The sequence below is a fragment of the Glutamicibacter sp. 0426 genome, assembly GCF_001906485.1.
GTDB lineage: Bacteria > Actinomycetota > Actinomycetes > Actinomycetales > Micrococcaceae > Glutamicibacter > Glutamicibacter nicotianae.
In genome coordinates this window covers 261,174-285,847 of record NZ_MPBI01000003.1, presented here as the reverse complement: position 1 = coordinate 285,847, position 24,674 = coordinate 261,174, and the positions used below count along the sequence as shown (strand labels likewise).

The following is a 24,674-nucleotide window of genomic DNA, read 5'->3' as shown; positions in this document are numbered from 1 at the left end:
CTTCCTAGCTTCGAGCTTCTGGCAGATGGATCAGTTTCTTATTGGCGAACTCTTCCAATCCCCATTTGCCCAGTTCGCGTCCCACCCCGGAAAGCTTGGTTCCGCCAAAAGGCAGGTCGGGTGCCGTCTCCGAGAGCGAATTGATGAACACCATCCCCGTATCCAGCGCCTCGGCGACGAAACGAGCAGCTGCTACATCGGCAGAGAATACCTGCCCACCCAGGCCATAGGGGGAGTCGTTTGCGATGCGGATCGCATCGGCAACATCCGCCGCCCGGTAGACCACTGCCACCGGACCGAAAATTTCCTCACGGTAGGCTCGCATCTGCTCGGTGACACCTGCCAGTGCGGTAGCTTCCATGAAAGCCCCTGGGCCGGGAACCCGCTGGCCGCCGGCCAGCAACGTGGCCCCCTTGCCCACCGCGTCCTCGACCAGATCCATGACCTCATCCAAGGCCCGATGGGAGGAGAGCGGACCGAGCAGCACGTTAGGCCCGGTGGGGTCCTGGGGGATCACCGACTTCAGCGCGGCACTGAACTTCTCCGTGAACTTCTCGTACACGCCATCGAGGACGATCATCCGCTTGGCCGCGGTGCAGGCCTGGCCGGCATTGCGGACGCGGCCGTTCACGGCCTGTTCCACCACCCAGTCCAGATTATGGTCATCAAGCACGATAAACGCATCGGAGCCGCCCAGTTCCAGCACGACCTTCTTCAGGTGCTGTCCGGCCACCTGCGCCACGGCCGAGCCGGCACGCTCCGAACCTGTCAGCGACACCCCGCAGATCGCGGAGTTCGGGATGACGATCTCTGCGATTTGGCTGCTCGTGGCAAACAAGTTGACGTAGACATCTGCCGGGAATCCGGCCTCCAGCATCAGCCGCTCCTGGGCCAGCGCGGCGAGGGGGACGTTTCCCGCGTGCTTGAGCAGGATGGTATTCCCCAGCAGGACGTTCGGCGCGACCAGTCGGGCGACCTGGTAGTACGGGTAGTTCCAAGGCATGATGCCCAGAACGGTGCCATTGGGCTGCAACGAGACTTCGGCCTGCCCGCCGAGGGAAGACGTGAACGTTTCCGGGGCCAGCAGTTCATCGGCATGGCGTGCGTAATAGCGGTAGATATCGGCCACCATCGAAATCTCGCCCAGTGCCTGATCCACTGGCTTGCCCATTTCATTGGTGGCAATACGGGCGAGCTCTTCGCGATCACGTTCGTACAAACCGGCCAGGGTCTCCAGCAGCTGCGCACGCTCGGCAACCGGGGTTGCGCGCCAGGTGGTGTAGGCACGTGCCGAACGCGCAACGGCCTCACCTACCTCGGCATCGGTCAACGTGGAGAAATCGGCGACGATTTCGCCGGTGGCGGGATCAAGGGTTTGGTAGGCCATGGTTCACCTTCGGTCTTTCCATTCGAGACGGTAGCAAGTGATCAAAACATTAGCTTTTTAATGTTTAGTTTCGAAGACGGAGATGCCTGCATCCCGGCGCCAAATCGCCGCGAGATGGGATTAAATCGCTGGTCAAGCCATTTATTTGCGGAAAATTAAGGAAATGTTCCAACTTCAGCTAGGTGATCTGCGTTACGCAAGATCGCCGAATATTTCCCGAATCTCTTGACACTGTTTCTTGTGGTGATACATAGTTGCATCAACAAGATGATCGATATGGCGTAAGACACACTCCCATCCAACGGGTGGCGCCTGAATCGACAACTCCATGTAAGTGAAAGGTTGAGCCGTGCCGACCCCTACCCTGCAAGTGCCGCACTTTGACATTTCCAGCCCGGACTTCGCGATGCAGTCCGAAGAGGTGCGCAACGCCCGTGAGTCCAGCTGGTACGCAACCACCAACTACGGGTTGGCAGTCCTGCAATACGAACACGTAGCCAAGCTGCTCAAGAGCCCCAAACTGATCCAGGGCTCGGCCAAGTGGCCGGCACATAACGGAGTGCACTCGGGCCTGTTCTTCGACTGGTGGACCAAGAACTTGCTGGTCCTCGAAGGCGAGGACCACCACCGGATCCGCCGCCTGCTGAACCCTGCCTTCTCTCCACGCATGGTCAAGGGTCTGCGCCCGCGCTTCCAGGCTCTGGCCAACGAGCTCATCGACGCCTTCATCGATAAGGGCGAGTGCGACGTCATCGCCGATTTCGCCGAGCCCTACGCAACGCGGGTGCTCACCATCCTGCTGGGCATCGACGAAAGCGAATGGCCAACCATCGCGCGGCTCGCCTCCACCGTGGGCCTGGCCCTGGGCGTGACGTTCAAGCAAGACCTGGTAAAGGTCGAAACCGCAGTCGCCGAACTCTACGAATACGCCGAGGCGCTGATCCGCGACCGCCAGGCCAACCCGGGCGACGACTTCATGTCCAAGCTGGTGCTGGCCAATCGCGATGGCGACAGCCTGACCGACGAAGAACTGCGCAACGCAGTGGTGCTGCTGATCTTCGGCGGCATGGACACCACCCGCAACCAGATCGGGCTGGCCTTCCAGTCCTTCATGCGCCACCCCGAGCAGTGGGACCTGCTGGCCGAGCGTCCGGACCTGGGCGGCAAGGCCGTCGAGGAAGTCATGCGCACCAACCCGACCGTCACCTGGGTAACCCGCGAGGCCGTCGAGACCTTCGAGCACAACGGATTGGTCATCGAAAAGGGCACCACGGTGCACCTGTTCACCCAGACCTCGGGCACCGATCCGCAGGCTTTCCCCAACCCGGAACTCGACCTGCTCGGCGAGCACCCGCCGCACTACGGCTTCGGCGGCGGAGTGCACCACTGCCTGGGCCATTTCATCGCACGCGCCGACATGAGCGAGGCGCTGCCGCTGATCGCCAGCCGCATCACCAACATGCGCGTGAATGGCCAGGACGTGTGGATGCCGGACTCCGGCAACACCGGACCGGTCAAGTTGCCCATCGCCTTCGATCGCCGCTAGCCTGCGCCGAGAACCAACCAGCGACCTTCCGCAAAGGACAAGACCATGACCCAGACAACCCTGAATTCCGTTTACGTCGACCGCTCCCTGTGCGACAACCACGGCCAGTGCGCCATTGCCGCACCAAAAGTCTTCCGCATGAACGATGAAGGCATCCTCGAGTACACCGAGACCTTCGAGGACGACTACATGGATGAAATGGAAGAAGCCATGGACGTCTGCCCGGTGCAGGCGATCTTCATCAACGGCGAAGGCAACCTATAGAGCCATCCCGGCCAAAGGAGAAGAGAACGAGCCATGGACACCAGCCAGAAGAAGATCCTGATCGTCGGGGCATCGATGGGCGGCCTGCGCGCCGCCGAGCAGCTGCGCTCGGCCGGCTGGGACGGGGCCATCGAGGTCATCGGAGATGAGATCCACCCGCCCTACAACCGGCCGCCGCTTTCCAAGGAAATCCTCACCGACGAGGCCATGGACACCGCGGCCGCGCTGGGGAAGCTCGCCTTCAGGCTCAAGCGCTCGATGGCGGACGTCTCGATCACCACAGGCAACGGCGCCGTCGCCGCCGATCTCGCTGCCGGCACGGTCACGCTGGCCGACGGCAGCGAGAAAGCCTACGACGGGCTGGTCGTCGCGACCGGCATCCGCCCCCGCAGGCTGGACATCCCGGACGCCGCAGGAGGGCGCCATGTGGTGCGGACCATCGAGGACAGCCTGGCGCTTCGCGCCAAACTGGTTCCCGGGGCCCGGGTCGCGGTGATCGGCGCAGGATTCATCGGCTGCGAGGTCGCGGCCACCGCCATCCAGAACGGCTGCTCGGTGACCCTCATCGAGGGAGGCAAGGGGCCCATGCACCGACCCCTGGGCGCCACCGTGGCCGCCGCCTTCCGCAAGCGGCTGCAGGACCGCGGCATCACCTGCCTTGAGGGCGCCCACGCCGCCGGATTCGAGGTCGCCAGCAGCGAGGGCCAGCAGCTGGCAGCCGTGCTGCTCCACGACGGGCGGCGCATCGAAGCCGACGTGGTCATCGAGGCAATCGGATCGATCCCGAACACCGAATGGCTGGCCGGCAACGGCCTGGACCTCACCGACGGGGTGCTCACCGACCAGCACCTGCGGGTCATCGGCGCCGAGAACGTCGTCGCCGTCGGGGACATCGCCCGCTATCCGGACCCGCGGTGGGCTGCCGAAGCGCGCCGCGTGGAGCACTGGGCGACGCCCGGGGATACCGCCAAGACCGCAGCGCGCAGCCTGCTTTCGCAACTGGCCGGCGGCCAGGCCCCGGAACCATGCAGGGCCCTGCCGAATTTCTGGTCCGACCAGTTCGGGCTGCGCATCACCGGCATGGGCGCCCCGGCGCTGGCAGAGGACCACCGCGTGCTCGAAGGCGACCTGGCGGACATCGACGCCGGGGTGGCCGTGGGCTACTACGCCGGGCAGCGCCTGGTCGGATTCCTCAGTGCAGGACTGAGCGCCAAGCGCGTGCTCGAGCTGCGCGCCGAGCTCGAAGCGGCACCGGTCCCCGCCTAGATTTCCGCTAATTTTCCCAATTTTCCACACATACCAAGGAAGTGCATCATGACCACTTTTGCGACCCCGGAAACCGTCCGGGAACAAATCAGCATCCAACAGGCGCTGGACGCCAAGTATGCGGACAACCTCGCCTTCGAACGCCACCTGGCCGCCAATACCTGCTCCGACGTCGTAGCGGAGATGGAACGCAAGGTCGCCGAATCAGGTGTCGAGTTCATCTACTACATGCTGCCGACCCTCGGCGCGAAGGTCGTGGCCAAGATGGTTCCGGCCAACCACATTGCGCGCAACCTGGAAAAGGGGATCTTCTTCCACCGCACCGCGCTCAGCGACCTGCAGACCTCCCGCGAAGGCAGCCTGATCGGCGGTGGCGTGGAGGCCAAGGAATTCGTCGGCCTGCCCGAGCCGGACACCTTCCAGGTGCTGCCGTGGGACACCAAGGTGGCACGCATGTTCTGCACCGCCTACGAGCCGCCGCATTTCCCTGGCGTGGGCGGCTGTCCGCTCGCCGTGGATTCGCGCAACCTGCTGCGCATGACCCACCAGGCCTTCACCGAACTGCACGGGCTTGAGCTGCGCTCCGGCACCGAGCCGGAGATGACCTGGAAGGGCGAGGGGCTGCAGGGAGCGAGCAAGCCCGACCAGTCCCCGGCCTACCAGGTGGAGAACCTGGAGCGCATGCGCCCGATCTACCAGCAGGTCGTCGGCTACGCGAAGGCCATGGGACTGGACATGATCGAGGGCGACTACGAGGACGGCGGCCAGCTGGAGCTGAACTGGATGTACGACTCGGTGGAGAAGACCGCCGACCGCCTGGTGACCTACCGCCAGATCTGCAAGCAGGTCGCCCGCGAGCAGGGCGTGACCGCATCCTTCATGCCCAAGCCCTACAACGGGGTCATGGGCAATGGCTGCCACCACAACCTGAGCCTGTGGGACGGGGAGACGAACGTGCTCATCGAGCCGGAGAATCCGGCCCTGCACGTTTCCGAGATCGGCCGCCATGCCATCGGCGGCATCCTGGCCCACGCGGTAGGCTCGATGATGATCATGGCCTCCACGGTGAACTCCTACAAGCGCTTCTGGGACATCGGCCAGTTCGCCCCCTCGGCCGTGTCCTGGGGCCTGGACTCGCGCAGCTCGCTGATCCGCATCTCCGGCGTGGGACGCATCGAGTACCGCGTGCCGGATGCCTCGGTGAACCCGTACCTGTCCCACGCGCTGCTGCTGGCCTCCATCAGCGAAGGGCTGCGGCTGCGCATCGATCCGGGCAATCCGGAAGGCGCCGGGCTGCCGGTGGAGAACCTGGGCAAGCTGCCCCAGACCCTGGGGCACGCCATCGAGGAGTTCCGCAATGACGAGCTGGTGGCCACCGCGCTGCCGGAAGGCATGCGCGAGCTGCTGATCGAGCTGAAGGAAGACGAGTGGGCCCGCTACTGCGGCGCCATCACCCAGTGGGACTTCGACATGTACTGGGAGTCGATCCCGTGAGCCGGCCGCAACCAATGACCGGGCTGGCCACCGTGGTGCCCGGAAAGCTGACCCTGGCCTGCATCGACTCGGCCGCCGCGCCGCTGTTCGAAAAGAGCCCGGACGGGATCGTGCGCACCGGCTATGAGCCGGCCGTCGCCGAACTGGTGTCCCGCGACCTGGGACTGGAACTGTCCTGGAGCATCATGGAATGGGATGAGATGATCCCTGCGGTGCAGGCCGGCACGGCCGACGCTGTCTGGTGCGGCCAGGGCATCATTCCCGGCCGGGTCGAGCAGCTGGACTTCACCCGGCCCTACGCGATCTTCAACGAGACCGTGCTGGTGCGCTCCGGGGATTCGGCCACCGGCCCGTCGGACCTGGCCGGCTACCGCGTGGCGGCCATCGAGGGCAGCGCCAACATGAACCTCGCCCTCAGCTTCAAGGACGCCATCCCCGTTCCCTTCCCGGGAACCGCCGACGTGTTCGGCGACATGATCGCCGCGCTGCGCGACGGCCGGGTCGATGCCATGGTGGATGATGACGTGGTCACCGTCCCGCTGGGCGAGGACCCGGACTTCAAGGTGGCGTTTACCGCCCCGACCGCCAATCCCTGGGGCCTGGGCGTGGCCCGCACCCGTCCGGACCTGCTGCAGGCCCTGGACACCGCGCTGGCCCGCTGTATCGCCGACGGCTTCGTGCGCGAAGCCTGGGAGCGGCACATGCCGCAACTGCCCTACCCGCATGGGCTGCTGGCCTCCGGGCGAATCACCCAAGGGGTGCGCCAATGAGCCGCCACCCGCGCATCGGCGTGCCCGGCATGTGGTCCAACTCCGTGCACGGGCTGCGCTTCGACGGGCTCGCCGTGGCCACCGGGGTGCTGCAGGCGATCGTCGACGCCGGCGGCGAACCGGTGCCGCTGTTCCCGCACAGCCCCATGGAACTCGACGAGCGCCTGGACATCCTGGACGGCATCGTGGTGCCCGGAGGGGCGGACGTGGACCCGGCCCGCTACGGGGCGCAACCCGACGAGCGCACCGGCATCACCGACCATCCGGGACAGGACGACGCGGACGCCCGGATCATCCGAGCCTGCCTGGAGCGCGGCCTCCCGGCGCTGCTGATCTGCCGCGGCATGCAGCTGCTGAACGTGGAGCTGGGCGGCACCCTGCACGCGCATCTTCCCACCGAGCCGCTGGACCATGTCGGATCCATCCACCAGGTCGTTGCGGCCGAGGGATCGACGCTGCACGCCGCCTGGGGTGCGGCGCAGCAGGACGTCTCCTCCTACCACCACCAGGCGGTGGACCGGGTGGGGGACGGGCTGGTCGTCACCGGCCGGTCCGAGGACGGCACCATCGAAGCCCTGGAGGTCCCGGGCCGGCGGATCCTCGCGGTGCAGTGGCATCCGGAGGACCGGGCCGCGCACCACGCGGGGGACCGGGCCATGTTCGACTGGATCGTCGCCGAAGCCCGGGCGGAGGTGCCCGTTGGCTGAGGTCCCAGAACTGACCAGCGGCGAAGTCCTGCCGGAGCTTGGAGGGCTGGCAGCCGACGCCCCGCGCGTGGCGGTGTCCGTCTCGCTGAATTTCCCTGGACTGACCGCATCGCAGCGGAACCTGATGCGCGACCTCACGCTGAACGCCACCCGTGCGCTGCTCGAGCTCGGGGTGCGCCCTGTGCTGCTCGACGCCACCGCGGCGCAGCTGCCGTCCACCGAGGTGGATGGCTTCGATGCAGTGCTGGTGCTCGGCGGCGGGGACATCGACCCGGAACTGGCCGGGCATGGCCTGCACGAGGGCGAGTACTTCGGGGTGGACCGGCGGGCCGACGAGCACACGCTGGAGCTGATCCGCAATGCGGTGGACGCCGGCCTGCCGCTGACGGCGATCTGCCGCGGCTCCCAGCTGCTGAACGTTGCCCTGGGCGGCACCGTGATCGCCGATCTGGATCCCTGGCATCTGCACCACGGGCCGTCCGGCGGGGAGCTGTTCCTGCCCGAACAGGTGGCGCTGCTGCGCGGCTCGAAGCTGCAGCAGGTGTATGGCCGCGGCGGCCTGCAGGTGCAATCAGGCCACCACCAGGCAGTGGACGCGCTCGCCGAGGACCTGGCGGTAGCCGCCGTGGCCCACGACGGGACGATTGAGGCCACCGAGCACCGTTCGCGCCCGTGGGTCATCGGCGTGCAATGGCACCCGGAGCACTCCAACGCGCCGAGTGGCGACCTGTACCTGCTGCTTGGGGCATTCCTCTCCCATGTGCAGCCGCGCAGCGCCACCGTGGCGTAGCCACTCCACCCGCAGTGAGCAGTCAGCTTCTGGCACAATGGCCAGTAGATGACTTGCAACCAGACCGCACCGAAGCCAAGGGCTTCGTTGCGGTTCTTGGCGTGAAACGGGGAGAAAAGCAACCAGGTGAAAAACGTCCTTGAAACACTCGGCGCCTCCCTGCCCATTGCCGCCGGCGACCGTTCCGCGCGGCTGATCGGCTTGCTGTCCTCGGCCATTGCCCTGGGACTGCTGCAAACCGGAGACAAGTTGCCGCCGGAGAACCAGCTGGCGGACATGCTGGACGTCTCGATCCCCACGCTGCGCGAGGCCCTGGCCGAGCTGCGGGCGGACGGGGTGATCGAGACCCGCCGCGGGCGCGGAGGCGGCAGCTTCCTGGTCGATTCGCCGGAGAACTGGCAACAGCGCGGGGCACGCCTGCTGGAGCGCTACTCCGTGGCGGACCTGCGCGATCTGGGCGATGAAGCTTCCGCAGTGCTGGGCAGGGCCGCCGGGCTGGCCGCGGAACGCGCCAACGCCGCGGACATCCGCAGGCTCCGGGACATGCTGCGCACCTCCAGCGAGGCGACGAGCGAAGACCAGGCCGCCATCAGCAACAGCCGCTTCCATATCGAACTGGCAGTGATCTCCCAATCCATGTACCTGACCCAGGCCACGGTGCAGATGCAGTCGCGCCTGGCGCCGCTGTTGCGCGCCAGCCCCCGGTCATCGGCCCGCATGGACAGCACCCACCGGACGCACGAGGAGATTGTCGATGCCATCGAAATGCGCCGGACGCAACGGGCGGCGGCGCTGGCCAGCGGGCACCTCGACGCCGCGATTCGCAAGATCATCACCGACAAGCTGGCCACTATGCCGCAATTGCCCGAACGGGGGATCGAGCAGGTCGCCGCTTCGCTAGAGGAATTCTTCACGGACCTGTCCACGTTCCTTGAGGCCGAGGCGGCGCAGCTGGCGGGCCTGCTCGGCGCCGGGAGCGAGTCGGAGCGGATTCTCACCTCGATCCATGCCCTTGCCACCGCGACGCTCGACCGTTTCGAGTCCGCAGCGGGTGCAGGGCCGATCTTCGACGCCAGTCCCGAGGGACAAGACGGCGACTGCCTGTACTGGTGGATCCGCAGCATCCCCGGACTGTACGAGCGCCGCTTGTTGGACACGGTGGCCGGGACGGAGAAGTTCTATGATTTCCGGGCCAACCCGTGGTTCCAGCAGGCGCAGGAACGCCGGGTGCCGGTGCTGCAGGGACCCTATATCGACTACCTCGGCTACGACGCCTACCTGGTGACGGTAAGTGCGCCGATGCTTGGGGAGGACGGCGACTTCTACGGGGTGTTCGGCGCCGACCTGGAACTGGAAAGCCTGGAACAGGCTTTCTTGCCGCTGCTGGGGTCCGTGCCGGGCAGCGAACTGGTGCTCGCCGATGCCTCGGCGAGGGTCATCCTCGCCTCCAGCTCCCGGTGGAGCAGCGGGCAGCGCATTGACCAGTCGGTGCCAGGCTGGTCCGTCGTGCCGCTGGCACCCGAAAGCCTGGGCCTGCAGTTGTTCTACCGCGAGGCCCAGGCTTGAATCGGAGCTATGTGATCGGCCCAGCTAGGCTACGGACACCGGGCTCTGCGCGGCGTCTTCCTCATCCTTTGCCTGCTCCATGAGCAACTGCTGGTCTTCCAGCTCGTCTTCGAGTTCCAGCCGGCGCGCCACGGGCAGCGCGAGCCAGATCGCGAAGAGCACGGCCACCAGGCCGCCGCCGACCTTGCCTACCAGCATGGCAACGATCATGTTCGGCTGGAAGTTGGCGGTGAAAGCGATGTAGTCGCCGAGGGCAAAGGCGGCGCACACCGCATAGGCGACCGTGAGCACCTTGTCCTTGGCCGGCATCAGCGGAACCACGCGGTACAGGGCCAGCACGTTGGCAGTGGCGGCAATGAAACCGGTGATTCCTTCCTCCGAGACGCCCACCTTGCGGCCCAGCACGCCCAGCGGGCGGGCCAGCATGATGCGGATGCAGTAGACCATCGGGAACGCCCCGGCGAGCATCACGCCGATGTAGCCCACGATCTCCAAGGCGCGGAACTGGTCCTCGGAATCGGCGATGAACGGCGCCAGCGGCCAGCTGCCGAACACGGTGCTGAACACCCCGGTGAAGTACTCCACAACGGAGACGGCCAGCGCCAACGTGGTCACTACCTGCAGGGCACGGCCAAAGATCAGGAACAGCCGGATGGTCTGGTTCGGGAAGAAGCGCAGCGCCAGCGCCAGCAGGCCCATGATCACCACCAGGGGGACGACGTTCAGCAGGATGCTTCCCAGCGGAAGGTCGAAGGGCCTGGTTCCCTCGCCGGCGATGTTCACGTCCTCGCGCAGCAGCACCCCGGTCTGCATCAGGACCAGGCACATGATCAGCGAGGCGAAGGGGATGGCCAGCAGTCCGGACATGAAGCCCAGGGCCAAATACCGCTGATCGCGCTTGCCCATCATTGCCAAGCCCACAGGAATCGAGAAGGCCAGCGTGGCGCCGGCGGTCAGCCCGATAGTCATGGACTGGATCCAGGCGCCGTGGGACGATGCCACCTCGAAGCCCAGCGCATAGGAGCCCAGATCGCTGGGGATGAAGGTGCCGACGGCAATGGAGGGGTCGGAGTGCATCCAGCGGTACAGCGGCGCAATAGTGGCCTGGATTGCCGGGACGAGTACCGGAATCAGGCACATGATGCCCGCGATCGGGATGAAGGTATGCCCGATGGTGGCGATGCCTTCCTTGAATTCCAGACCAAGCTTGGACGCGGGCCGGATCACGTGGGCCAGGGCACCAAGCAGAAGAAAGAACATCATGATGTAGATGACGAGCTGTCCGACGAAAGCCATGGTCTATCCCCGTTCCGCCATCAATGGTGCCAGCGAATGAACTCTAGTCATTTTGATCCTCGCAGTCTTGCGTCGGAGGTTCCCGGAAATTGGCCGCGACGAGGCCGGACGGGTGCCGACGAGCTGGTTCAACGAATCGGAATTCGATTCATTGTGTGAAATAACGTCTTACAAGAGTAAACACAACCAGATGTGATTCGCATTACTTTTTAGGAAAATTCTCGAAAAATTAAGCGAGTCTATGCGACGTTCGGAGCTGACATTGACAAGTGGCGCCAATCAAAACATCAATAAGTAAATGTTTCAGATGCTATTGGACACTGTGTTCCGGGAATGCGATGACCGAGAGGAAACGGATCGGGAATGAGAGCAGCTCGGTGGGGCCGTGGGCGGCTTCGCCATCGAACTGCAGGGCGTCCCCAGGGGTGAGCAGGTAGGACTGCTGTCCGTGGGCATAGCGCATGGACCCCTCGAGCATGTAGATGAATTCGGTGCCCGGATGCTGGAACGCGGGGAAGCCATCGCTCGGCTCGGTCAAGGTGACCAGCAGCGACTCCAGGCGGCGATGCTGGCCGCCGAGGGCACCCAGCTGCTGGTAGGCATGCTGGTACTTGGTGCCGTGGCGATTGATGAAGGCGCCGCTTCCTGATGGAGTGAATGCCGCTTCCCGTGCGGAGTCGATGCCGCGGAACAGCGATGTCACTGAAACGTCCAGCCCATCGGCAAGCATGCCCAACGTGGCAAGGCTGCACGAGGCCTGCGCGTTCTCGATCTTGGACAGCATGGCCTTTGAAAGGCTGATCTTCGCCGCAAGCTCGGATACCGACAAGCCGAGTTGGGTGCGCAGCCGCCGTACATTGGCTCCGATGATGTCAGGTAGTTCCGTCGACGGCGCGGGCAGGTCGGCGCGATCCTGCGCCACACCTGTGGCATTGCGGATCAGGGGCGCATCGGATGCAGAAGGAACCATGACACCAGTTTAGGCGGACAGCGTCACGCAGTGCACCATCCGCGGTGCAGGCTCGCGGGTTCGGTGTTGCGCACCCGGCAGTTGCGGGGAGCAGGCGTGATCTGGGAATGCTTCAGGCAAATGGAAAACCCCACGGCCACTGGCCGTGGGGCGTTCCTGTCATCACTCGCACCTTCATGAGGTACTTATTACTCTAGAACGGCTGACTGTGAGCTCGCTGGGTTGAGCCTGCCATTTGGCTTGGCATTCAGCGGCTCGCCAGGCCGGCGGTCGCCGGGACCATCGGAAAGCCGGTTACGGTCTTGGGCCGCGGGGGAGCGTAGGTGCGCACCTTGGAGGTGCTCAGCCCCATCCGGACCAGCGACTCCGCGATGGTTACCGCCGCACGCACGCCATCGACAATCGGCACGCCGGTGGCCAGGCGCACCTGCTCCTCCAGCTCGGCCATGCCGCCGCAGCCCAGGCAGATCACCTCGGCCTTGTCCTGCTCGACCGCTTGGCGGGATTGCTCGACAATGGCCGCCACCGCGCGCTGCGGATCGGATTCCAGTTCCAGCACGCCCAGCCCGCTGGCACGCACCGAGGCGAGCCGGTCGGTCAAGCCAGCCAATTTCAACCGGTCCTCGATCAGCGGCACCGTGCGGTCCAGCGTGGTGACCACCGAATACTTGTGGCCGAGGAATTGGGCGGTGGAGGCGGCGGCTTCGGTGATGTCCACAACCGGGACATCCAGCAGCTCCTGCAGGCCCTCGCGGCCGTGCTCCCCGTAGCCCGCCTGGATGACCGCGTCGAAAGGCTCGGTGTAGCGGACCACCTTGTCCATTACGGCGATGGCGGCCAGATAGCTTTCGAAATTGCCTTCGCAGGAATCGGCCCCGAAGTCCGGGGTCAGTTCGACGATTTCCGTGCCTGGCGAGGCGACCTGCCGGGCGGAATCCCCGATGGCGCGGGTCATGGATTGCGTGGTATTGACGTTCAGGATCAGAATGCGCATGAGTAGTCCTAGTGGGTTGGTGCCACGGCGATCGGCTCGCCATCGATGTCTGCCAAATCGTGCTGGCGCTTGGCCAGGACCAGGTAGGCCAGGGCGCCGGCGCCCGAACCCAGGAACCAGGCGAACGGGCCAACAACGTGCAGGGCGGGAACGAAGGCCAGCACCAGTGCGATGACCGAGCTGATCACCAGCGCTCCGACGGCCCGGTAGTTCACGCCGCGGGTGAAGTAGTAGGTGCCATCGGCATCCGAGCGGTACAGGTCCATGACGTTGATCCGGGCTTTGCGGATCAGCCAGTAGTCGGCCATGATGATGCCGAACAGCGGGCCGAGCAGCGCGCCCAGGCCGCCCAGGAAGTAGTTGATGATCTCGGGGGAGTTGTACAGGTTCCAAGGCAGGATGACCAGTCCGATGACACCGGAGATCAGTGCGGCGGCACGGAAGTTCAGCTTCTTCGGGAACAGGTTGGTCAACGCGTAGGTCGGTGCGACGAAATTGGCCATCAGGTTCACCGCGATGGTCAGCACCAGCAGGGCGGCGGAGGCCAGCAGCAGCAGCACGGTGTTCGGGATGGCTCCGACGATATCCGATGGCGAGGTGATGACCTGGCCGTTAATGGAGAACTGCGTGCCGGTGAGCACCACCACGATGGCACCGAAGAACAGCATGTTCAGCGGAATGCCGAAGAAATTGCCCTTGACGATGGCTTTCTTGGAGGATGCGCCGCGGGTGAAGTCGCAGAAATTCAGGACGAAAGTGCCATAGATCGAAACCCACAGGGCGGCCGCACCGAACATCGCGGTCCACATCTCGACGCCGGACTTCGGCTCGCCGGTGCTCATCGACACGTTGAAGCCGGATTCGAACAGCATCCAGATAGCCAGTCCCAGGAAGGTGACCAGGATGACCGGGCCGGCGAAGGCCTCGTACTTGCGGATCATTTCCATGCCGTAGCTGACGATCACCAGCTGCACGGCCCACAGGACCACGAAGCAGATCCAGCCAAGCGTATTCAGCCCCAGGAAGCTGGTCTGCTCCAGGGCCGCGGAGCCCGGCGCCACGGCGATCACCATGACCGAGAGGACCTGGGCGGCCAGGTAGGTCTGGATGCCGAACCAGGCGATGGCCACGGCCCCGCGCAGCAACGCCGGGATCTGGGCACCGGTGATGCCGAAGGCGATGCGGCTCATCACCGGGAACGGGACGCCGGTCTTCTCGCCCATGAACCCCGAGAAATTCAGCAGCGCGAAGAGCAGGACCGCTCCGATGCCCAAGGCGCCGAGGAGCTGCCAGCCGCTCATGCCCAATGCGAAGAGCCCGATGGCGAAGGTGTAGTTGCCCAGCGAGTGCACGTCGTTGGCCCACAGGGTGAAGATGCTGTAGGAGTTCCAGGTGCGTCCCTTGCGGGTGGTTGGTGCCAGGTCCTGGTTGTAGAGCGAAGCGCTCAGTTCGAAGGGATTGACCCGGTCGATAGCGGGCGGGTTTTCCTGCGGTGCGTCCATGGGCACCATTTCAGGGGTCTTTTGCAACATGATGGACATCCTTGTCAAAGGGTCATGAATCCGGGCACGGCGCATCCGGGCGCACTGCAGCAGGGAAAATGACAAATCTGGGGGAAGCGGAACGTTGAGTGCAACGGCCCGTGCCTGCCGTGCGGGGGCGCAAGGCAGCGAGGCGGGCCCGCTTACGGGTAGATCGGCTGTCCGAAATTAGCGTAGAACTCGGCCGGCGAGCCGAGAAGCGGCATGGCCGGGCGTGGTGCCGCGGCGAGCCGCTGCACGCTGTGCGTGAAGCACGATGGATAAAGCATGGCTGCTCCTGAGCTAGGAAGTCACTCCGAGATATGTGCCAGGTGAGTACCCACCACTGTATGTGCTGGGTCACATTATCGCAATAGAAGATGATAATTTCGCAGGGCGATATTTCATGGGATTTCCGGAACACTCTTATTGATTCCGCAAACCCGCAGGTGGGCGACGCTTTGCCCGGGTTGCGCAGGATCCCGCGACCGCGAGAACGCTGTGAATTCAGGCTTTTGCGTACCTTTTTTACGCAGTGGCAAATTGCCGGGAAACCTTCTTGACAGTGATCGGCGTCTCGTTCTAGAGTTTTCATAAAGCAAAAGCTAACTTCCATAAAGCGGAATTATTGGAAGGCGTTCTTGAAGGGAAATCCAGTGTCCTACACTCTGAACTGCTCGATCCTCCTCACCGAGTTGCCGCTGCTTGAGCGCGCGGATGCCGCCAAGCAGGCAGGTTTCGACAGCGTCGAATTCTGGTGGCCATTCAACGAAGCAGCGCCTTCCGATAAGCAGATCGACGAATTCGTCGCCTCGCTGGCCAACGCCGGCGTCCAGCTCGACGGACTGAACTTCTTCGCCGGCGACATGCCGGCAGGCGACCGCGGCTTGGTTTCCTGGCTGGGACGCGAAGCCGAATTCAAGGACAACATCGATGCCGTAGTGGCCATCGCCGAAGCAACCGGCTGCAAGGCCTTCAACGCCCTGTACGGCAACCGCATCGAGGGTGCCGACCCGGCGGCCCAGGACGCACTGGCCTTGGAGAACCTGGTGGCCGCGGCCCAGGGCGTGGCCAAGGTGGGCGGCACCGTGCTGATCGAGCCGGTCTCCGGCACCGAAGCCTACCCGCTGAAGACCGCGGCCCAGGCGCTCGCTGTCGTTGACGCCGTCAAGGCGCAGGGCGAAAGCAACATCGCGCTGCTGGCAGACTTCTACCACCTGTCAGTCAACGGCGACGATGTGCCCGCCGTCATCGAAGCGCATGCCAAGGACTTCGGCCACATCCAGATCGCCGACGCGCCAGGCCGCGGAGCTCCGGGCACCGGGAGCCTGCCGCTGCTGGACTGGATCGCCCGCTCCCGCGAGCTGGGCTACAGCGGCAACGTCGCCCTGGAATACAAGCAGGACGCCGCCACCGCCTTCGACTGGCTGCAGACCGCCAGCAGCAACGCAACCGCCTAGAGAACACCTTTCGCACAAGACTTTTTGGAGAATCACATGTCGCAGAACATCGCCTTCATCGGACTGGGAATCATGGGCCTGCCGATGGCAAAGAACCTCGTCAACGCCGGCTACAACGTCACCGGCTACAACCGCAGCGACAAGGCCGGCAATGAGCTGGCCGCCGCTGGCGGCACCAAGGCCGCATCGATCGCGCAAGCAGTGGCCGACGCCGACGTCATCATCACCATGGTCCCGGACTCCCCGGATGTCCAGGACGTCACCCTCGGCGCCGAGGGCGTCTTCGCCAACGCCAAGCCCGGCGCCCTGTGGATCGACAACTCCTCGATCCGCCCGGACGTCGCAGTGCAGCTCTCGGACGCGGCCCGCGAAGCAGGCCTGCGCCCGCTGGATGCCCCGGTCTCCGGCGGCGAAGCAGGAGCCATCGAGGGCGTGCTGTCCATCATGGTCGGCGGCGAGCAGGCTGACTTCGACGCCGCCAAGCCGGTACTGGAAGCAGTGGGCAAGACCATCGTGCTGGTGGGCCCCTCGGGCTCGGGCCAGACCGTCAAGGCGGCCAACCAGCTGATTGTCGCCGCCAACATCCAGGCATTGAGCGAAGCGGTGCTGTTCCTCGAAGCCTACGGCGTGGACACCGACGCCGCAGTCAAGGTCCTCGGCGGCGGCCTGGCCGGCTCCAAGGTGCTTGACCAGAAGGCCCAGAAGATCCTGGACCGCGAATTCACCCCAGGCTTCCGCCTAGCCCTGCACAACAAGGACATGGGCATCGTGACCTCCGCCGCCCGCGAAGCCGGCGTAGTGCTTCCGCTAGGTGCACTGGTGGCCCAGCTGGTTACCTCCACCGTCGCCTCCGGTGACGGTGCACTGGATCACTCCGGGCTGTTCCGCGGAGTGCAGCGCCTGGCCGGCAAGGTCGAGGCCCCGGTTCCTGCCTAGGGAATACCACCCCAGGGCACACTGACTTCCTGCGGCGGGGAGGCCAAGGTATCTCCGCTTCCTCGGATGCTGGCCGCGCAATTGCGGGCCCGGCCGATGCAGGCCGCTTGATGACACGGCAAGCTGCCAACGCAGGCCCCGCCCGCCGCGCAATGGGCTTTGTTCCAGCTCATTGCCGGCATCCGATGCTCAAGGAAACGGCGTTGTGGTGACTCATGCACCTTCCGCCCCGCCGCAGGTTTCCTTATCTTTCTCCCAAGCTTTCTCCCGAGCAACCCACCTGCACCCTTGCCGGTGCTCCTAAGGACGTGACTGAAATGCCAAAGATGCGCGCAGTAGATGCCATCGTACAGATCCTGCAGAAGGAGGGCGCCACCGAGGCCTTCGGCCTGCCCGGCGCCGCCATCAACCCGCTGTACTCGGCCATGAAGGCCCACGGCGGCATCCGCCACACCCTGCACCGCCACGTCGAGGGCGCCAGCCACGCGGCCGACGGCTATTCGCGGGCCACCGGCAAGATCGGATTGTGCCTGGGCACCTCGGGCCCAGCCGGCACAGACATGATCACCGGCCTGTACGCCGCGATCGCCGACAGCATCCCGATGCTGTGCATCACCGGGCAGGCACCCACCAGCGTGCTGCACAAGGAGGACTTCCAGGCAGTGGACATCGAGTCCATCGCCAAGCCGGTCACCAAGTACGCCTCCACCATCCTGGAGCCGGGCCTGGTGCCGGGCACCTTCGCCAAGGCCTTCCAGATCATGCGCTCGGGCCGTCCCGGCCCGGCGCTGATCGACCTGCCGATCAACGTGCAGATGGCCGAGATCGACTTCGACATCGACGCCTACGAGCCCTTGGCGCCATCCAAGCCGCAAGCCACCCGCGGCCAGGCCGAGAAAATGGTGGATTTGCTGCTCGGCGGCAAGAAGCCGATCATCATCGCCGGCGGCGGAGTGATCAACGCCAACGCGAGCGACAAGCTGGTCGAGCTGGCCGAAGAGCTGAACATCCCGGTCTCCCCGACCCTGATGGGCTGGGGCGCCATCCCTGATGACCACCGACTGCAGTCGGGCATGGTGGGCATCCAGACCCACACCAAGTACGGCAACACGACCTTCCTGGAATCCGACGTGGTGCTGGGCCTGGGCAACCGCTGGGCCAACCGCCACACCGGCGACCTGGAGACCTACCGTGCCGGGCGCAAGTTCATCCACGTGGACATCGAGCCCACGCAGATCGGCCGTGTCTTCTCCCCGGATCTGGGGATCACCTCGGATGCCGGCGCCGCTATCGATGCCATCCTGGAAGTGGTGCGCGAGCGCAAGGCCGCCGGCACCCTGCCGGACTACTCGGCGTGGGCCGATGAGGCCACCGCCCGCAAGTCCACCGGGCACCGCAAGACGAACTTCGACAACATCCCGATCAAGCCGCAGCGCGTGTACCAGGAGATGAACGCCGCGTTCGGCCAGGACACCACCTACGTGTCCACCATCGGCTTGAGCCAGATCGCCGGCGCGCAGATGCTGCACGTCTACGGCCCGCGCAAGTGGATCAACGCCGGCCAGGCCGGCCCGCTGGGCTGGACCGGACCGGCCGCCCTGGGCGTGGTGCGCGGCAAGCCGGGCGAGAAGGTCGTGGCCCTCTCCGGCGACTACGACTTCCAGTTCATGATCGAGGAACTGGCCGTCGGCGCGCAGTTCAAGCTGCCGTACGTGCACGTGGTGGTCAACAACTCCTACCTGGGCCTGATCCGCCAGTCGCAGCGCGCCTTCGAAATGGATTACCACGTGTCGCTGGGCTTCGATAACATCAACTCCCCGGAAACCAACGGCTACGGCGTGGACCACGTGAAGGTCGCCGAAGGCCTGGGCTGCAAGGCGGTGCGCATCGAGGATCCAAGCCAGCTGGCTGCCGGATTCGCGCAGGCCAATGCGCTGGCCGAAGAGCACCAGGTGCCGGTCGTGGTGGAAGTGATCCTGGAAAAGGTCACCAACATCGCCATGGGCGCGCAGCTGGATGCCGTCAATGAATTCGAAGACCTGGCCCTGGATGCCGCCGATGCGCCCACCGCGTTGGTTCCGCTGGCAACCTCGGCCGCTGTGGGTGCCTGAAAGGGAAGTCGTCGCTGACCTGCACCCCGCAACGTTGGGCGCGAGGCACCGGTTCACCATTTCGGGTGTGCCTCGCGCCACAACAATCCAGATTCGGCATAGAGCTGCCGAGCACCAAGAAACCTGAGCTATCAACGAGTAGGAACGCCTCATGAGCATCAACGAAGCTGTCGGACGCGCATCGACCCAAGACACCACCGGAACCACCTTTGACCTGGTGCTGCGCGGGCAGCAAGTGCTGGCCGGGCAGGACATCGCGCCGCGCGAAATCGGCGTGCGCGACGGGAAGATTGTCGCCGTTGAGCCCTACGGCACCGGTCTGTCCGGTACCCGCGTGATCGAGGTGGCCGCCGACGAGGTGCTGCTGCCCGGGCTCGTTGATACGCATGTGCACGTGAACGAGCCAGGGCGCACCGAATGGGAAGGCTTCGAATCGGCCACCAAGGCCGCGGCCGCCGGTGGCGTGACCACCATTGTGGATATGCCGCTGAATTCCATCCCGCCCACGGTGAACCTCGAAGCGCTGGAGATCAAGCGCGAGGCCGCTGGCAAGAACGCCTACGTGAATGTCGGCTTCTGGGGCGGCGCCATCCCGGGCAACAAGAAGGACCTGCGCGAGCTGCACGAAGCAGGGGTCTTCGGCTTCAAGTGCTTCCTGCTGCACTCGGGAGTGGACGAGTTCCCGTCCCTGAGCGTTGACGAGATGGAAGAGGACATGGCCGAACTGGCCTCCTTCGACTCGCTGATGATCGTGCACGCCGAGGACGCCGAGATCATCGACAACTCCCCGCAGCCGGTAGGCGGCAAGTACGCCGGATTCCTGGATTCGCGCCCGCGCGATGCCGAGAACACCGCCATCGCCCAGGTGATCGAACGTGCCCGCACCACCGGGGTGCGCGCCCACGTGCTGCACCTGTCCAGCTCGGATGCGCTGGAAATGATCCGCGAGGCGAAAGCCGAGGGCGTGAAGCTCACCGTGGAAACCTGCCCGCACTACCTGACCTTGCTGTCGGAGGACATCCCCGACGGGGCCACCGCTTTCAAGTGCTGCCCGCCGATCCGCGAGAATGACAACCGCGAGCTGCTCTGGAAGGGCCTGGAGGAAGGCGTTATCGACTGCATCGTTTCGGACCACTCGCCATCGACCATCGATCTGAAGGACGTGGAGAACGGCGACTTCGGTGTCGCCTGGGGCGGCGTGGCGTCGCTGCAGCTGGGCCTGCCGCTGATCTGGAGCGAGGCGAAGCAGCGCGGACTGAAGCTGGAACAGGTTGTGCAGTGGATGGGCGTCAACCCGTCCAAGCTCGCCGGCCTGGGCGCCAAGGGCAGCATCGAGGAGGGCAAGGACGCCGACTTCGCGATCTTCGCTCCAGAGGACACCTTCGAGGTGGACGTGCAGAAGCTTCACCACAAGAATCCGATCTCCCCGTACCAGGGCAAGACCCTGGACGGCGTGGTGCGCCGCTCGATCATTGCCGGCAATGACGTGGACTTCCAGACCCCATCCGGCCAGCTGATCCGCCGCGAGCACTAGGCACTGGGAAATGGCTTCGGCATCCTGCAAAAGAGCAGGATGCCTAAGCCTTTTTGCGGGGAATTGCTTCTGATTAGGCACGGCGGAATACCGGAGTTTGGCGCGTATTCATCGCGTGGTTGCCGGGTGTCCGGGAAGTCCGTAACAAACGCATATCGATTGCCGTGTCCTGGCCCATTCCAACAACGCAGCCCATAGACTGGCAGCCACGTGGGGATGAAGCAGACGCAACTCTAGATACAGGAATTGGGTATGGACACGATTACTGTTGCATCGGTGCTGACCCAGGAAGTCGAGGACCTGTCCTTGGGCGAGGTTGTCCAGGCGTCGGTAGTCCTCGGCCTCGTGGTCTTGGCAGTGTTGCTGGCCTTCGGCATCAAGACCTATGTCCACTGGCGTCGCCAGTTGAAGAACGCCAAGCGTATCGGAGTTGCCCCGCCAGCTGGTTTCACTTGCCCCGGCAGCAAGGGGCATCAGCATCGGGCACCGCGACTGGACGTGCTCTCAACCCTCGGGGATCTGCGTCGGCCGGAAACCTTGAAACGCAGTTTCGAAGATGGCAAATGACGCCAGCGGTCCGGCCTGCCGCAACGCGGTGGTTAGCCAACGGCGGGATTGGCGACGGCCAGTTCATCGTCACGCTGGATGCTGTCCGCGGTTAGGATCTAGGCATGGCAGAAAATTCCGTTCCTGACTTGCCTCCTGTCAATGCTGAAGCTGCCCAGAAGATGTGGTCCGAGTATCTGGGGAGCAAGGGGATTCCGCTGGCTGATGCGCCACATCATGTAGCCGAATCGTTCGGGGATAACCCTGCGCTTGCCGATGAGCTGCTACACGAAATGCTGCACGGAACCAAGCGGGCGACTTCATCTCTGGCTAGCGACTACGCCTACTACAACGAACGCGTCCCGCAGCCTGAAGACCACTGCATCGTTTGCGACGGCGACGGTCAGCCGCGAGCAATCTTGCGCGTGCTGTCCGTCGAGCGCGCATCGTTCTTCGAGGTGGATGCCCAGTTTGCCGCAGCTGAGGGCGAAGGTGATCTCTCGTTGGAATACTGGCGCGCAGAACATGAGAAATTCTGGCGCCGTACGCAAAAATCAATTGGTGTTGATTGGAAACCTGAAGACACGCTCCAACCCGGGGGAGAGCTGGTCCTGGAACGCTTTGAACTTTGCTGGCCAATGGAGCATGCCGACTAGCCGGACCAAGTTCGTCACGCCGGCCTGCGGTGAAGAATGCGCAGGCGTAGGGTGGAAGCAGAGGGTTTCCCTATCGTCGAAACCCGGTCACGAAAGGTTGAACATGTCGATTGTCGTCATCAATGCCCTATCGGTTCCCGGCAAAGCCGGACCGGAACTGGAGAAGCGTTTCGCCGCTCGCAAGCATTCGGTGGATTCTTCGCCGGGCTTCGAGGGGTTCAAGCTGCTGCGTCCGGTCAACGGTGGAGACAAGTACTTCGTGTACACCCAGTGGGCCACCCGCGAGGACTTCGAGAACTGGCGCGCGCAGCGCGCGGATGCGGCGCATGCCGGCAACGATGCCAAGAAGCCGGTGGCCACCGGCGCTGAACTGCTGGAATTCGAGATCGTAGAACTTTAGGCACTCCCGAATCCAGAAACGTCTCGATGCCATTGCGGTATCGGGGCGTTTTCTGCCTCCAGGATCGGCGACTATCTTTTCCACTTTTCCTGGCGCCGTGCGGAATCGGCCAGTAGTGCCACGCCGAGTCCGATGCACAGCAGGGCACCGAGCAGGAAAGTCATGTTGATGCTTTCGGGACTGGCCTCGCCGTTGAGTCCCGGGTGGGTGGCGATGATTGCCGCGGAAATCGCCGTGCCGAAGGAAGAGCCCACGGTACGCAGCACCTGGTTGAAGCTTACGGAGCTGCCCAGTTCCTGGGTCGCCACGCTGCGGGCAATCAATGCCGGCATCGCCGCGTAGCTTGCGCCCATGCCGATGCCGAAGACCAGCATGCTCAGCAAGATCTCCCAGAGCTCCGCATGGAGCAGCCAGAGCATGGTTCCAGCAGCTGCCATGATGATCGCCCCAATGGGAAGCATGACCTGCATGCCAACGCGCTTTGCCAATACCCGAACCGTGCGGTTGGCGGCCAAGCTGCCTACCGAGAGCGGGAAGATCACAAATCCTGCCCAGAAGACCGGGAGGCTCAGCCCGTATCCTGTTGCGGTATCCGCTTGGGCTACCAGTGACGAGACGGACATGGCGATATACAGTGCCGCGCCCAGGGCGATGGCCGAGATATTGGCCAGGAGGACTTCGCCCTGCTTCAGTGTGCGAAGGTTGATCAAAGGGTGGTCCAGGCGGATTTCCACCCGTACCCAAAGGGCCAGCACGATGATTGAAAAAGCGGCCAGTGCGAGGGTGGTCCCAGAGACCCAACCCCACTTGGGTCCCTCGGATATGGTCAGCAGCAGGGAACCGAGCCCCACCGCCAGCAAGCAGGAGCCGGCGAAGTCGAAGGGGTGCTGCTCTGCGCGGCCATCGGGGCCCGAAGGGACGACTTTCCATACAACGAAGATGGTGGCCAGCACGAATACCGCACCAAACCAGAAGGCGAAGGAGTAGTCGAAAATGCCGGCGATGATGCCGGTCAGCGGATAGCCGATGCCGATTCCGGAGGCAACGGTCACCGACAGGGTAGAGATGGTGTTCTGCGCGTGCTCGGGAGGCACGTAGCGCCGGGCAATGGCGATGGTGACAGGGACAATGCCGTAGGACAGGCCCTGGAGCACGCGTCCGGCAAGAAATACCCCGAAGGTTGGCGCGGCCGCCGCCATGACCGAGCCGACGAACATGGTTGCAAGCGAAGCGAGCAGCAGCCGCTTCTTATGCGGTCCATCGCTGAGTCGTCCCATGATGGGTGTTGCCACGGCGCCGGCCAGGAGATTCACGGTGAGCATCCACTGGGCGGTCGCAACGTCGACGTCGAAGCGCTGGGAAATCGAGGGGACCAGCAGCATGCCCAGCGAGGAGACGATGGCAGTGGCGAGCGCGGCAAAGACCAGCGTCGGCACCAGCGGATTTCGGGCGGTTGCGGTGCGATTCATGGGCGGACCGCCGTGTTGATCTTCTTCAGTGCAGGCAAGGCGGCACGGATCAGGGAAATCTCTTCATCGCTCAGGTTCTCGCCGATGGCTTGCATCAACGCCCTCTGGCCCAGCTGGATTTCATGCTCCAGCTTTTGCCGGCCAGCATCGGTGAGCTTGAACCAGAGCTTGCGCCGGTCGGCTTCATCCCGGTGCCGCTCAATCAGCCCGAGGCCTTCCAACTCCTTGGTGGTCAGCGAGATGGCTTGCTGGCTGACCCCGATGGCCTGCCGCATCCGGGCGGCACTTGCCCGGCCTTCGGTGGCCAGGGTGTGCAAAATGCCCAGCTTGCCCGGGGAAATGGACCGGGCTGTGCGTATCAGGCTCAGCAGCGGCGACAACGCTTCATACATCTGCCCTGGAAGGTCTGACGACTCTTGCTCAAATTCCATAGGTACAGAATACAATTAACTTGTACAAGCGTCTTGTGAAACTATTCGTGAGATAGGGCACCGCCCATGGATGGTGGACCGCAAACACAATCCCCGCCTGCATCTGTTGAAAATGCGGGCGGGGATTGCGTTGGTTGATTCTGTTGGCGAAGCGAAGGACTAGTCTTTCGCCTTCACTGCAAGCACCGGGCAGTCGGCCTCGATCAGGATGCGTTGGGCGATGCTGCCCATGAGCAGCTTGCCTACGCGCGAGCGCTTGCGCAGCCCGAGGACGATCAATGCGGCGGAATGCTCCTGCTCTGCCTGGAGGACGAAATCGGCAGCGTCGTGGACCGGGCCGTCCTGCGGCAGGATCTGCAGTGGAACCCCGAGATCCAGCAGGGCATCGAGGTCGATGCCCAGATGCTGCTCGGTGATCGGCTCCTTGTCCAGGTTCGCGATCAGCAACCGGTCCTGTGCCTTGTGGGCCTCGGCCAGCCCGCGCCGTATGGCCAAGCGGCCCGCGGGGGTGTCGCTGTAGCAGGCGATGATTGCCATGGTGTTCTCCTAATGGATCTCGGA

24 protein-coding genes are annotated in these 24,674 nt (G+C 64.3%); 15 read left to right on the top strand and 9 right to left on the bottom strand.

Features of this window, described 5'->3' with window-relative positions; genetic code table 11:
* Positions 1-4: 4 nt before the first annotated feature.
* On the bottom strand, positions 5-1,387 hold the full coding sequence (locus BKX98_RS09640; RefSeq protein WP_073707066.1) for an NAD-dependent succinate-semialdehyde dehydrogenase: 1,383 nt from the start codon (positions 1,385-1,387) through the stop codon (positions 5-7).
* A gap of 349 nt (positions 1,388-1,736) precedes the next feature.
* Between BKX98_RS09640 and BKX98_RS09635 the strand changes: the two genes are divergently transcribed.
* From BKX98_RS09635 to BKX98_RS09600, 8 genes are all read left to right on the top strand, one after another.
* A complete protein-coding gene (locus tag BKX98_RS09635) occupies positions 1,737-2,933 on the top strand; it encodes a cytochrome P450 (RefSeq protein WP_073707065.1) in 1,197 nt (398 codons plus the stop codon).
* 45 nt (positions 2,934-2,978) lie between these two features.
* Positions 2,979-3,197 (top strand): ferredoxin, encoded by a 219-nt coding sequence (locus tag BKX98_RS09630; RefSeq protein ID WP_073707064.1) that lies wholly within the window; start codon positions 2,979-2,981, stop codon positions 3,195-3,197.
* Between the two features lie 33 nt (positions 3,198-3,230).
* Entirely contained in the window at positions 3,231-4,463 is a 1,233-nt protein-coding gene (locus BKX98_RS09625; RefSeq protein WP_073707063.1) for an NAD(P)/FAD-dependent oxidoreductase, read from the top strand.
* A 48-nt stretch (positions 4,464-4,511) separates the two neighbouring features.
* Positions 4,512-5,957, top strand: coding sequence for a glutamine synthetase family protein (locus BKX98_RS09620; protein ID WP_083586730.1), 1,446 nt, complete (start codon positions 4,512-4,514; stop codon positions 5,955-5,957).
* A complete protein-coding gene (locus BKX98_RS09615; RefSeq protein WP_233125332.1) occupies positions 5,954-6,727 on the top strand; it encodes an ABC transporter substrate-binding protein in 774 nt (257 codons plus the stop codon). Before BKX98_RS09620 ends, BKX98_RS09615 begins: the two co-directional genes overlap by 4 nt.
* Positions 6,724-7,434 carry a gamma-glutamyl-gamma-aminobutyrate hydrolase family protein gene (locus BKX98_RS09610; RefSeq protein WP_073707061.1) on the top strand — a complete coding sequence of 237 codons (711 nt, stop codon included), beginning with the start codon at positions 6,724-6,726 and terminating at the stop codon, positions 7,432-7,434. The genes BKX98_RS09615 and BKX98_RS09610 overlap by 4 nt, the downstream gene beginning before the upstream one ends.
* Entirely contained in the window at positions 7,427-8,224 is a 798-nt protein-coding gene (locus tag BKX98_RS09605; RefSeq protein ID WP_143181084.1) for a gamma-glutamyl-gamma-aminobutyrate hydrolase family protein, read from the top strand. Before BKX98_RS09610 ends, BKX98_RS09605 begins: the two co-directional genes overlap by 8 nt.
* A gap of 126 nt (positions 8,225-8,350) precedes the next feature.
* Positions 8,351-9,790, top strand: a complete 1,440-nt coding sequence (locus BKX98_RS09600) for an FCD domain-containing protein (protein ID WP_073707060.1) — start codon at positions 8,351-8,353, stop codon at positions 9,788-9,790.
* 24 nt (positions 9,791-9,814) lie between these two features.
* Here BKX98_RS09600 and BKX98_RS09595 read toward each other — a convergent pair whose 3' ends face one another.
* From BKX98_RS09595 to BKX98_RS17340, 5 genes are all read right to left on the bottom strand, one after another.
* Positions 9,815-11,086: an ethanolamine utilization protein EutH gene (locus tag BKX98_RS09595; protein WP_073707059.1), complete on the bottom strand. Its 1,272-nt coding sequence runs from the start codon at positions 11,084-11,086 to the stop codon at positions 9,815-9,817.
* Positions 11,087-11,396: 310 nt separating this feature from the next.
* Positions 11,397-12,056 carry an XRE family transcriptional regulator gene (locus tag BKX98_RS09590; protein WP_073707058.1) on the bottom strand — a complete coding sequence of 220 codons (660 nt, stop codon included), beginning with the start codon at positions 12,054-12,056 and terminating at the stop codon, positions 11,397-11,399.
* Between the two features lie 247 nt (positions 12,057-12,303).
* Positions 12,304-13,050: an aspartate/glutamate racemase family protein gene (locus BKX98_RS09585; RefSeq protein ID WP_073707057.1), complete on the bottom strand. Its 747-nt coding sequence runs from the start codon at positions 13,048-13,050 to the stop codon at positions 12,304-12,306.
* 8 nt (positions 13,051-13,058) lie between these two features.
* Positions 13,059-14,552: an NCS1 family nucleobase:cation symporter-1 gene (locus BKX98_RS09580; protein WP_233125355.1), complete on the bottom strand. Its 1,494-nt coding sequence runs from the start codon at positions 14,550-14,552 to the stop codon at positions 13,059-13,061.
* Between the two features lie 182 nt (positions 14,553-14,734).
* Positions 14,735-14,860, bottom strand: a complete 126-nt coding sequence (locus tag BKX98_RS17340) for a hypothetical protein (RefSeq protein WP_255372330.1) — start codon at positions 14,858-14,860, stop codon at positions 14,735-14,737.
* A gap of 366 nt (positions 14,861-15,226) precedes the next feature.
* Between BKX98_RS17340 and BKX98_RS09575 the strand changes: the two genes are divergently transcribed.
* The 7 genes from BKX98_RS09575 (at position 15,227) to BKX98_RS09545 (ending at position 22,213) form a co-directional block, all read left to right on the top strand.
* Positions 15,227-16,030 (top strand): hydroxypyruvate isomerase family protein, encoded by an 804-nt coding sequence (locus tag BKX98_RS09575; RefSeq protein ID WP_073707055.1) that lies wholly within the window; start codon positions 15,227-15,229, stop codon positions 16,028-16,030.
* Between the two features lie 24 nt (positions 16,031-16,054).
* Positions 16,055-16,966, top strand: coding sequence for a 2-hydroxy-3-oxopropionate reductase (locus tag BKX98_RS09570; RefSeq protein ID WP_073707054.1), 912 nt, complete (start codon positions 16,055-16,057; stop codon positions 16,964-16,966).
* 317 nt (positions 16,967-17,283) lie between these two features.
* Positions 17,284-19,077 carry a glyoxylate carboligase gene (gene gcl / locus BKX98_RS09565; protein ID WP_038992936.1) on the top strand — a complete coding sequence of 598 codons (1,794 nt, stop codon included), beginning with the start codon at positions 17,284-17,286 and terminating at the stop codon, positions 19,075-19,077.
* Between the two features lie 151 nt (positions 19,078-19,228).
* On the top strand, positions 19,229-20,611 hold the full coding sequence (allB, locus tag BKX98_RS09560) for an allantoinase AllB (RefSeq protein ID WP_073707053.1): 1,383 nt from the start codon (positions 19,229-19,231) through the stop codon (positions 20,609-20,611).
* Between the two features lie 252 nt (positions 20,612-20,863).
* A complete protein-coding gene (locus BKX98_RS09555; protein WP_073707052.1) occupies positions 20,864-21,178 on the top strand; it encodes a hypothetical protein in 315 nt (104 codons plus the stop codon).
* Between the two features lie 104 nt (positions 21,179-21,282).
* Positions 21,283-21,813 carry an ASCH domain-containing protein gene (locus BKX98_RS09550; RefSeq protein WP_038992938.1) on the top strand — a complete coding sequence of 177 codons (531 nt, stop codon included), beginning with the start codon at positions 21,283-21,285 and terminating at the stop codon, positions 21,811-21,813.
* Positions 21,814-21,916: 103 nt separating this feature from the next.
* Positions 21,917-22,213, top strand: a complete 297-nt coding sequence (locus BKX98_RS09545; RefSeq protein ID WP_073707051.1) for an antibiotic biosynthesis monooxygenase — start codon at positions 21,917-21,919, stop codon at positions 22,211-22,213.
* Between the two features lie 71 nt (positions 22,214-22,284).
* On the opposite strand, the gene BKX98_RS09540 is transcribed toward BKX98_RS09545, so the two are convergent.
* The 3 genes from BKX98_RS09540 to BKX98_RS09530 all read right to left on the bottom strand — a co-directional run bounded on the left by BKX98_RS09540 (position 22,285) and on the right by BKX98_RS09530 (position 24,650).
* Positions 22,285-23,682 carry an MFS transporter gene (locus BKX98_RS09540; protein ID WP_038992940.1) on the bottom strand — a complete coding sequence of 466 codons (1,398 nt, stop codon included), beginning with the start codon at positions 23,680-23,682 and terminating at the stop codon, positions 22,285-22,287.
* Positions 23,679-24,113 (bottom strand): MarR family winged helix-turn-helix transcriptional regulator, encoded by a 435-nt coding sequence (locus tag BKX98_RS09535; RefSeq protein ID WP_073707050.1) that lies wholly within the window; start codon positions 24,111-24,113, stop codon positions 23,679-23,681. The genes BKX98_RS09540 and BKX98_RS09535 overlap by 4 nt, the downstream gene beginning before the upstream one ends.
* 159 nt (positions 24,114-24,272) lie before the next feature.
* Positions 24,273-24,650: a universal stress protein gene (locus BKX98_RS09530; RefSeq protein ID WP_038992942.1), complete on the bottom strand. Its 378-nt coding sequence runs from the start codon at positions 24,648-24,650 to the stop codon at positions 24,273-24,275.
* Between the last annotated feature and the right edge of the window lie 24 nt (positions 24,651-24,674).

Bases quoted from the DNA above. Each gene is read 5' to 3' on its own strand.
- BKX98_RS09625 (WP_073707063.1), top strand. From the start codon at position 3,231: ATGGACACCAGCCAGAAGAAGATCCTGATCGTCGGGGCATCGATGGGC.
- BKX98_RS09530 (WP_038992942.1), bottom strand. From the start codon at position 24,650: ATGGCAATCATCGCCTGCTACAGCGACACCCCCGCGGGCCGCTTGGCC.
- BKX98_RS17340 (WP_255372330.1), bottom strand. From the start codon at position 14,860: ATGCTTTATCCATCGTGCTTCACGCACAGCGTGCAGCGGCTCGCCGCG.
- BKX98_RS09535 (WP_073707050.1), bottom strand. From the start codon at position 24,113: ATGGAATTTGAGCAAGAGTCGTCAGACCTTCCAGGGCAGATGTATGAA.
- BKX98_RS09640 (WP_073707066.1), bottom strand. From the start codon at position 1,387: ATGGCCTACCAAACCCTTGATCCCGCCACCGGCGAAATCGTCGCCGAT.
- BKX98_RS09595 (WP_073707059.1), bottom strand. From the start codon at position 11,086: ATGGCTTTCGTCGGACAGCTCGTCATCTACATCATGATGTTCTTTCTT.
- BKX98_RS09555 (WP_073707052.1), top strand. From the start codon at position 20,864: ATGGACACGATTACTGTTGCATCGGTGCTGACCCAGGAAGTCGAGGAC.
- BKX98_RS09550 (WP_038992938.1), top strand. From the start codon at position 21,283: ATGGCAGAAAATTCCGTTCCTGACTTGCCTCCTGTCAATGCTGAAGCT.
- BKX98_RS09585 (WP_073707057.1), bottom strand. From the start codon at position 13,050: ATGCGCATTCTGATCCTGAACGTCAATACCACGCAATCCATGACCCGC.
- BKX98_RS09610 (WP_073707061.1), top strand. From the start codon at position 6,724: ATGAGCCGCCACCCGCGCATCGGCGTGCCCGGCATGTGGTCCAACTCC.
- BKX98_RS09620 (WP_083586730.1), top strand. From the start codon at position 4,512: ATGACCACTTTTGCGACCCCGGAAACCGTCCGGGAACAAATCAGCATC.
- BKX98_RS09545 (WP_073707051.1), top strand. From the start codon at position 21,917: ATGTCGATTGTCGTCATCAATGCCCTATCGGTTCCCGGCAAAGCCGGA.
- allB (WP_073707053.1), top strand. From the start codon at position 19,229: ATGAGCATCAACGAAGCTGTCGGACGCGCATCGACCCAAGACACCACC.
- BKX98_RS09540 (WP_038992940.1), bottom strand. From the start codon at position 23,682: ATGAATCGCACCGCAACCGCCCGAAATCCGCTGGTGCCGACGCTGGTC.
- BKX98_RS09580 (WP_233125355.1), bottom strand. From the start codon at position 14,552: ATGGACGCACCGCAGGAAAACCCGCCCGCTATCGACCGGGTCAATCCC.
- BKX98_RS09630 (WP_073707064.1), top strand. From the start codon at position 2,979: ATGACCCAGACAACCCTGAATTCCGTTTACGTCGACCGCTCCCTGTGC.
- gcl (WP_038992936.1), top strand. From the start codon at position 17,284: ATGCCAAAGATGCGCGCAGTAGATGCCATCGTACAGATCCTGCAGAAG.
- BKX98_RS09590 (WP_073707058.1), bottom strand. From the start codon at position 12,056: ATGGTTCCTTCTGCATCCGATGCGCCCCTGATCCGCAATGCCACAGGT.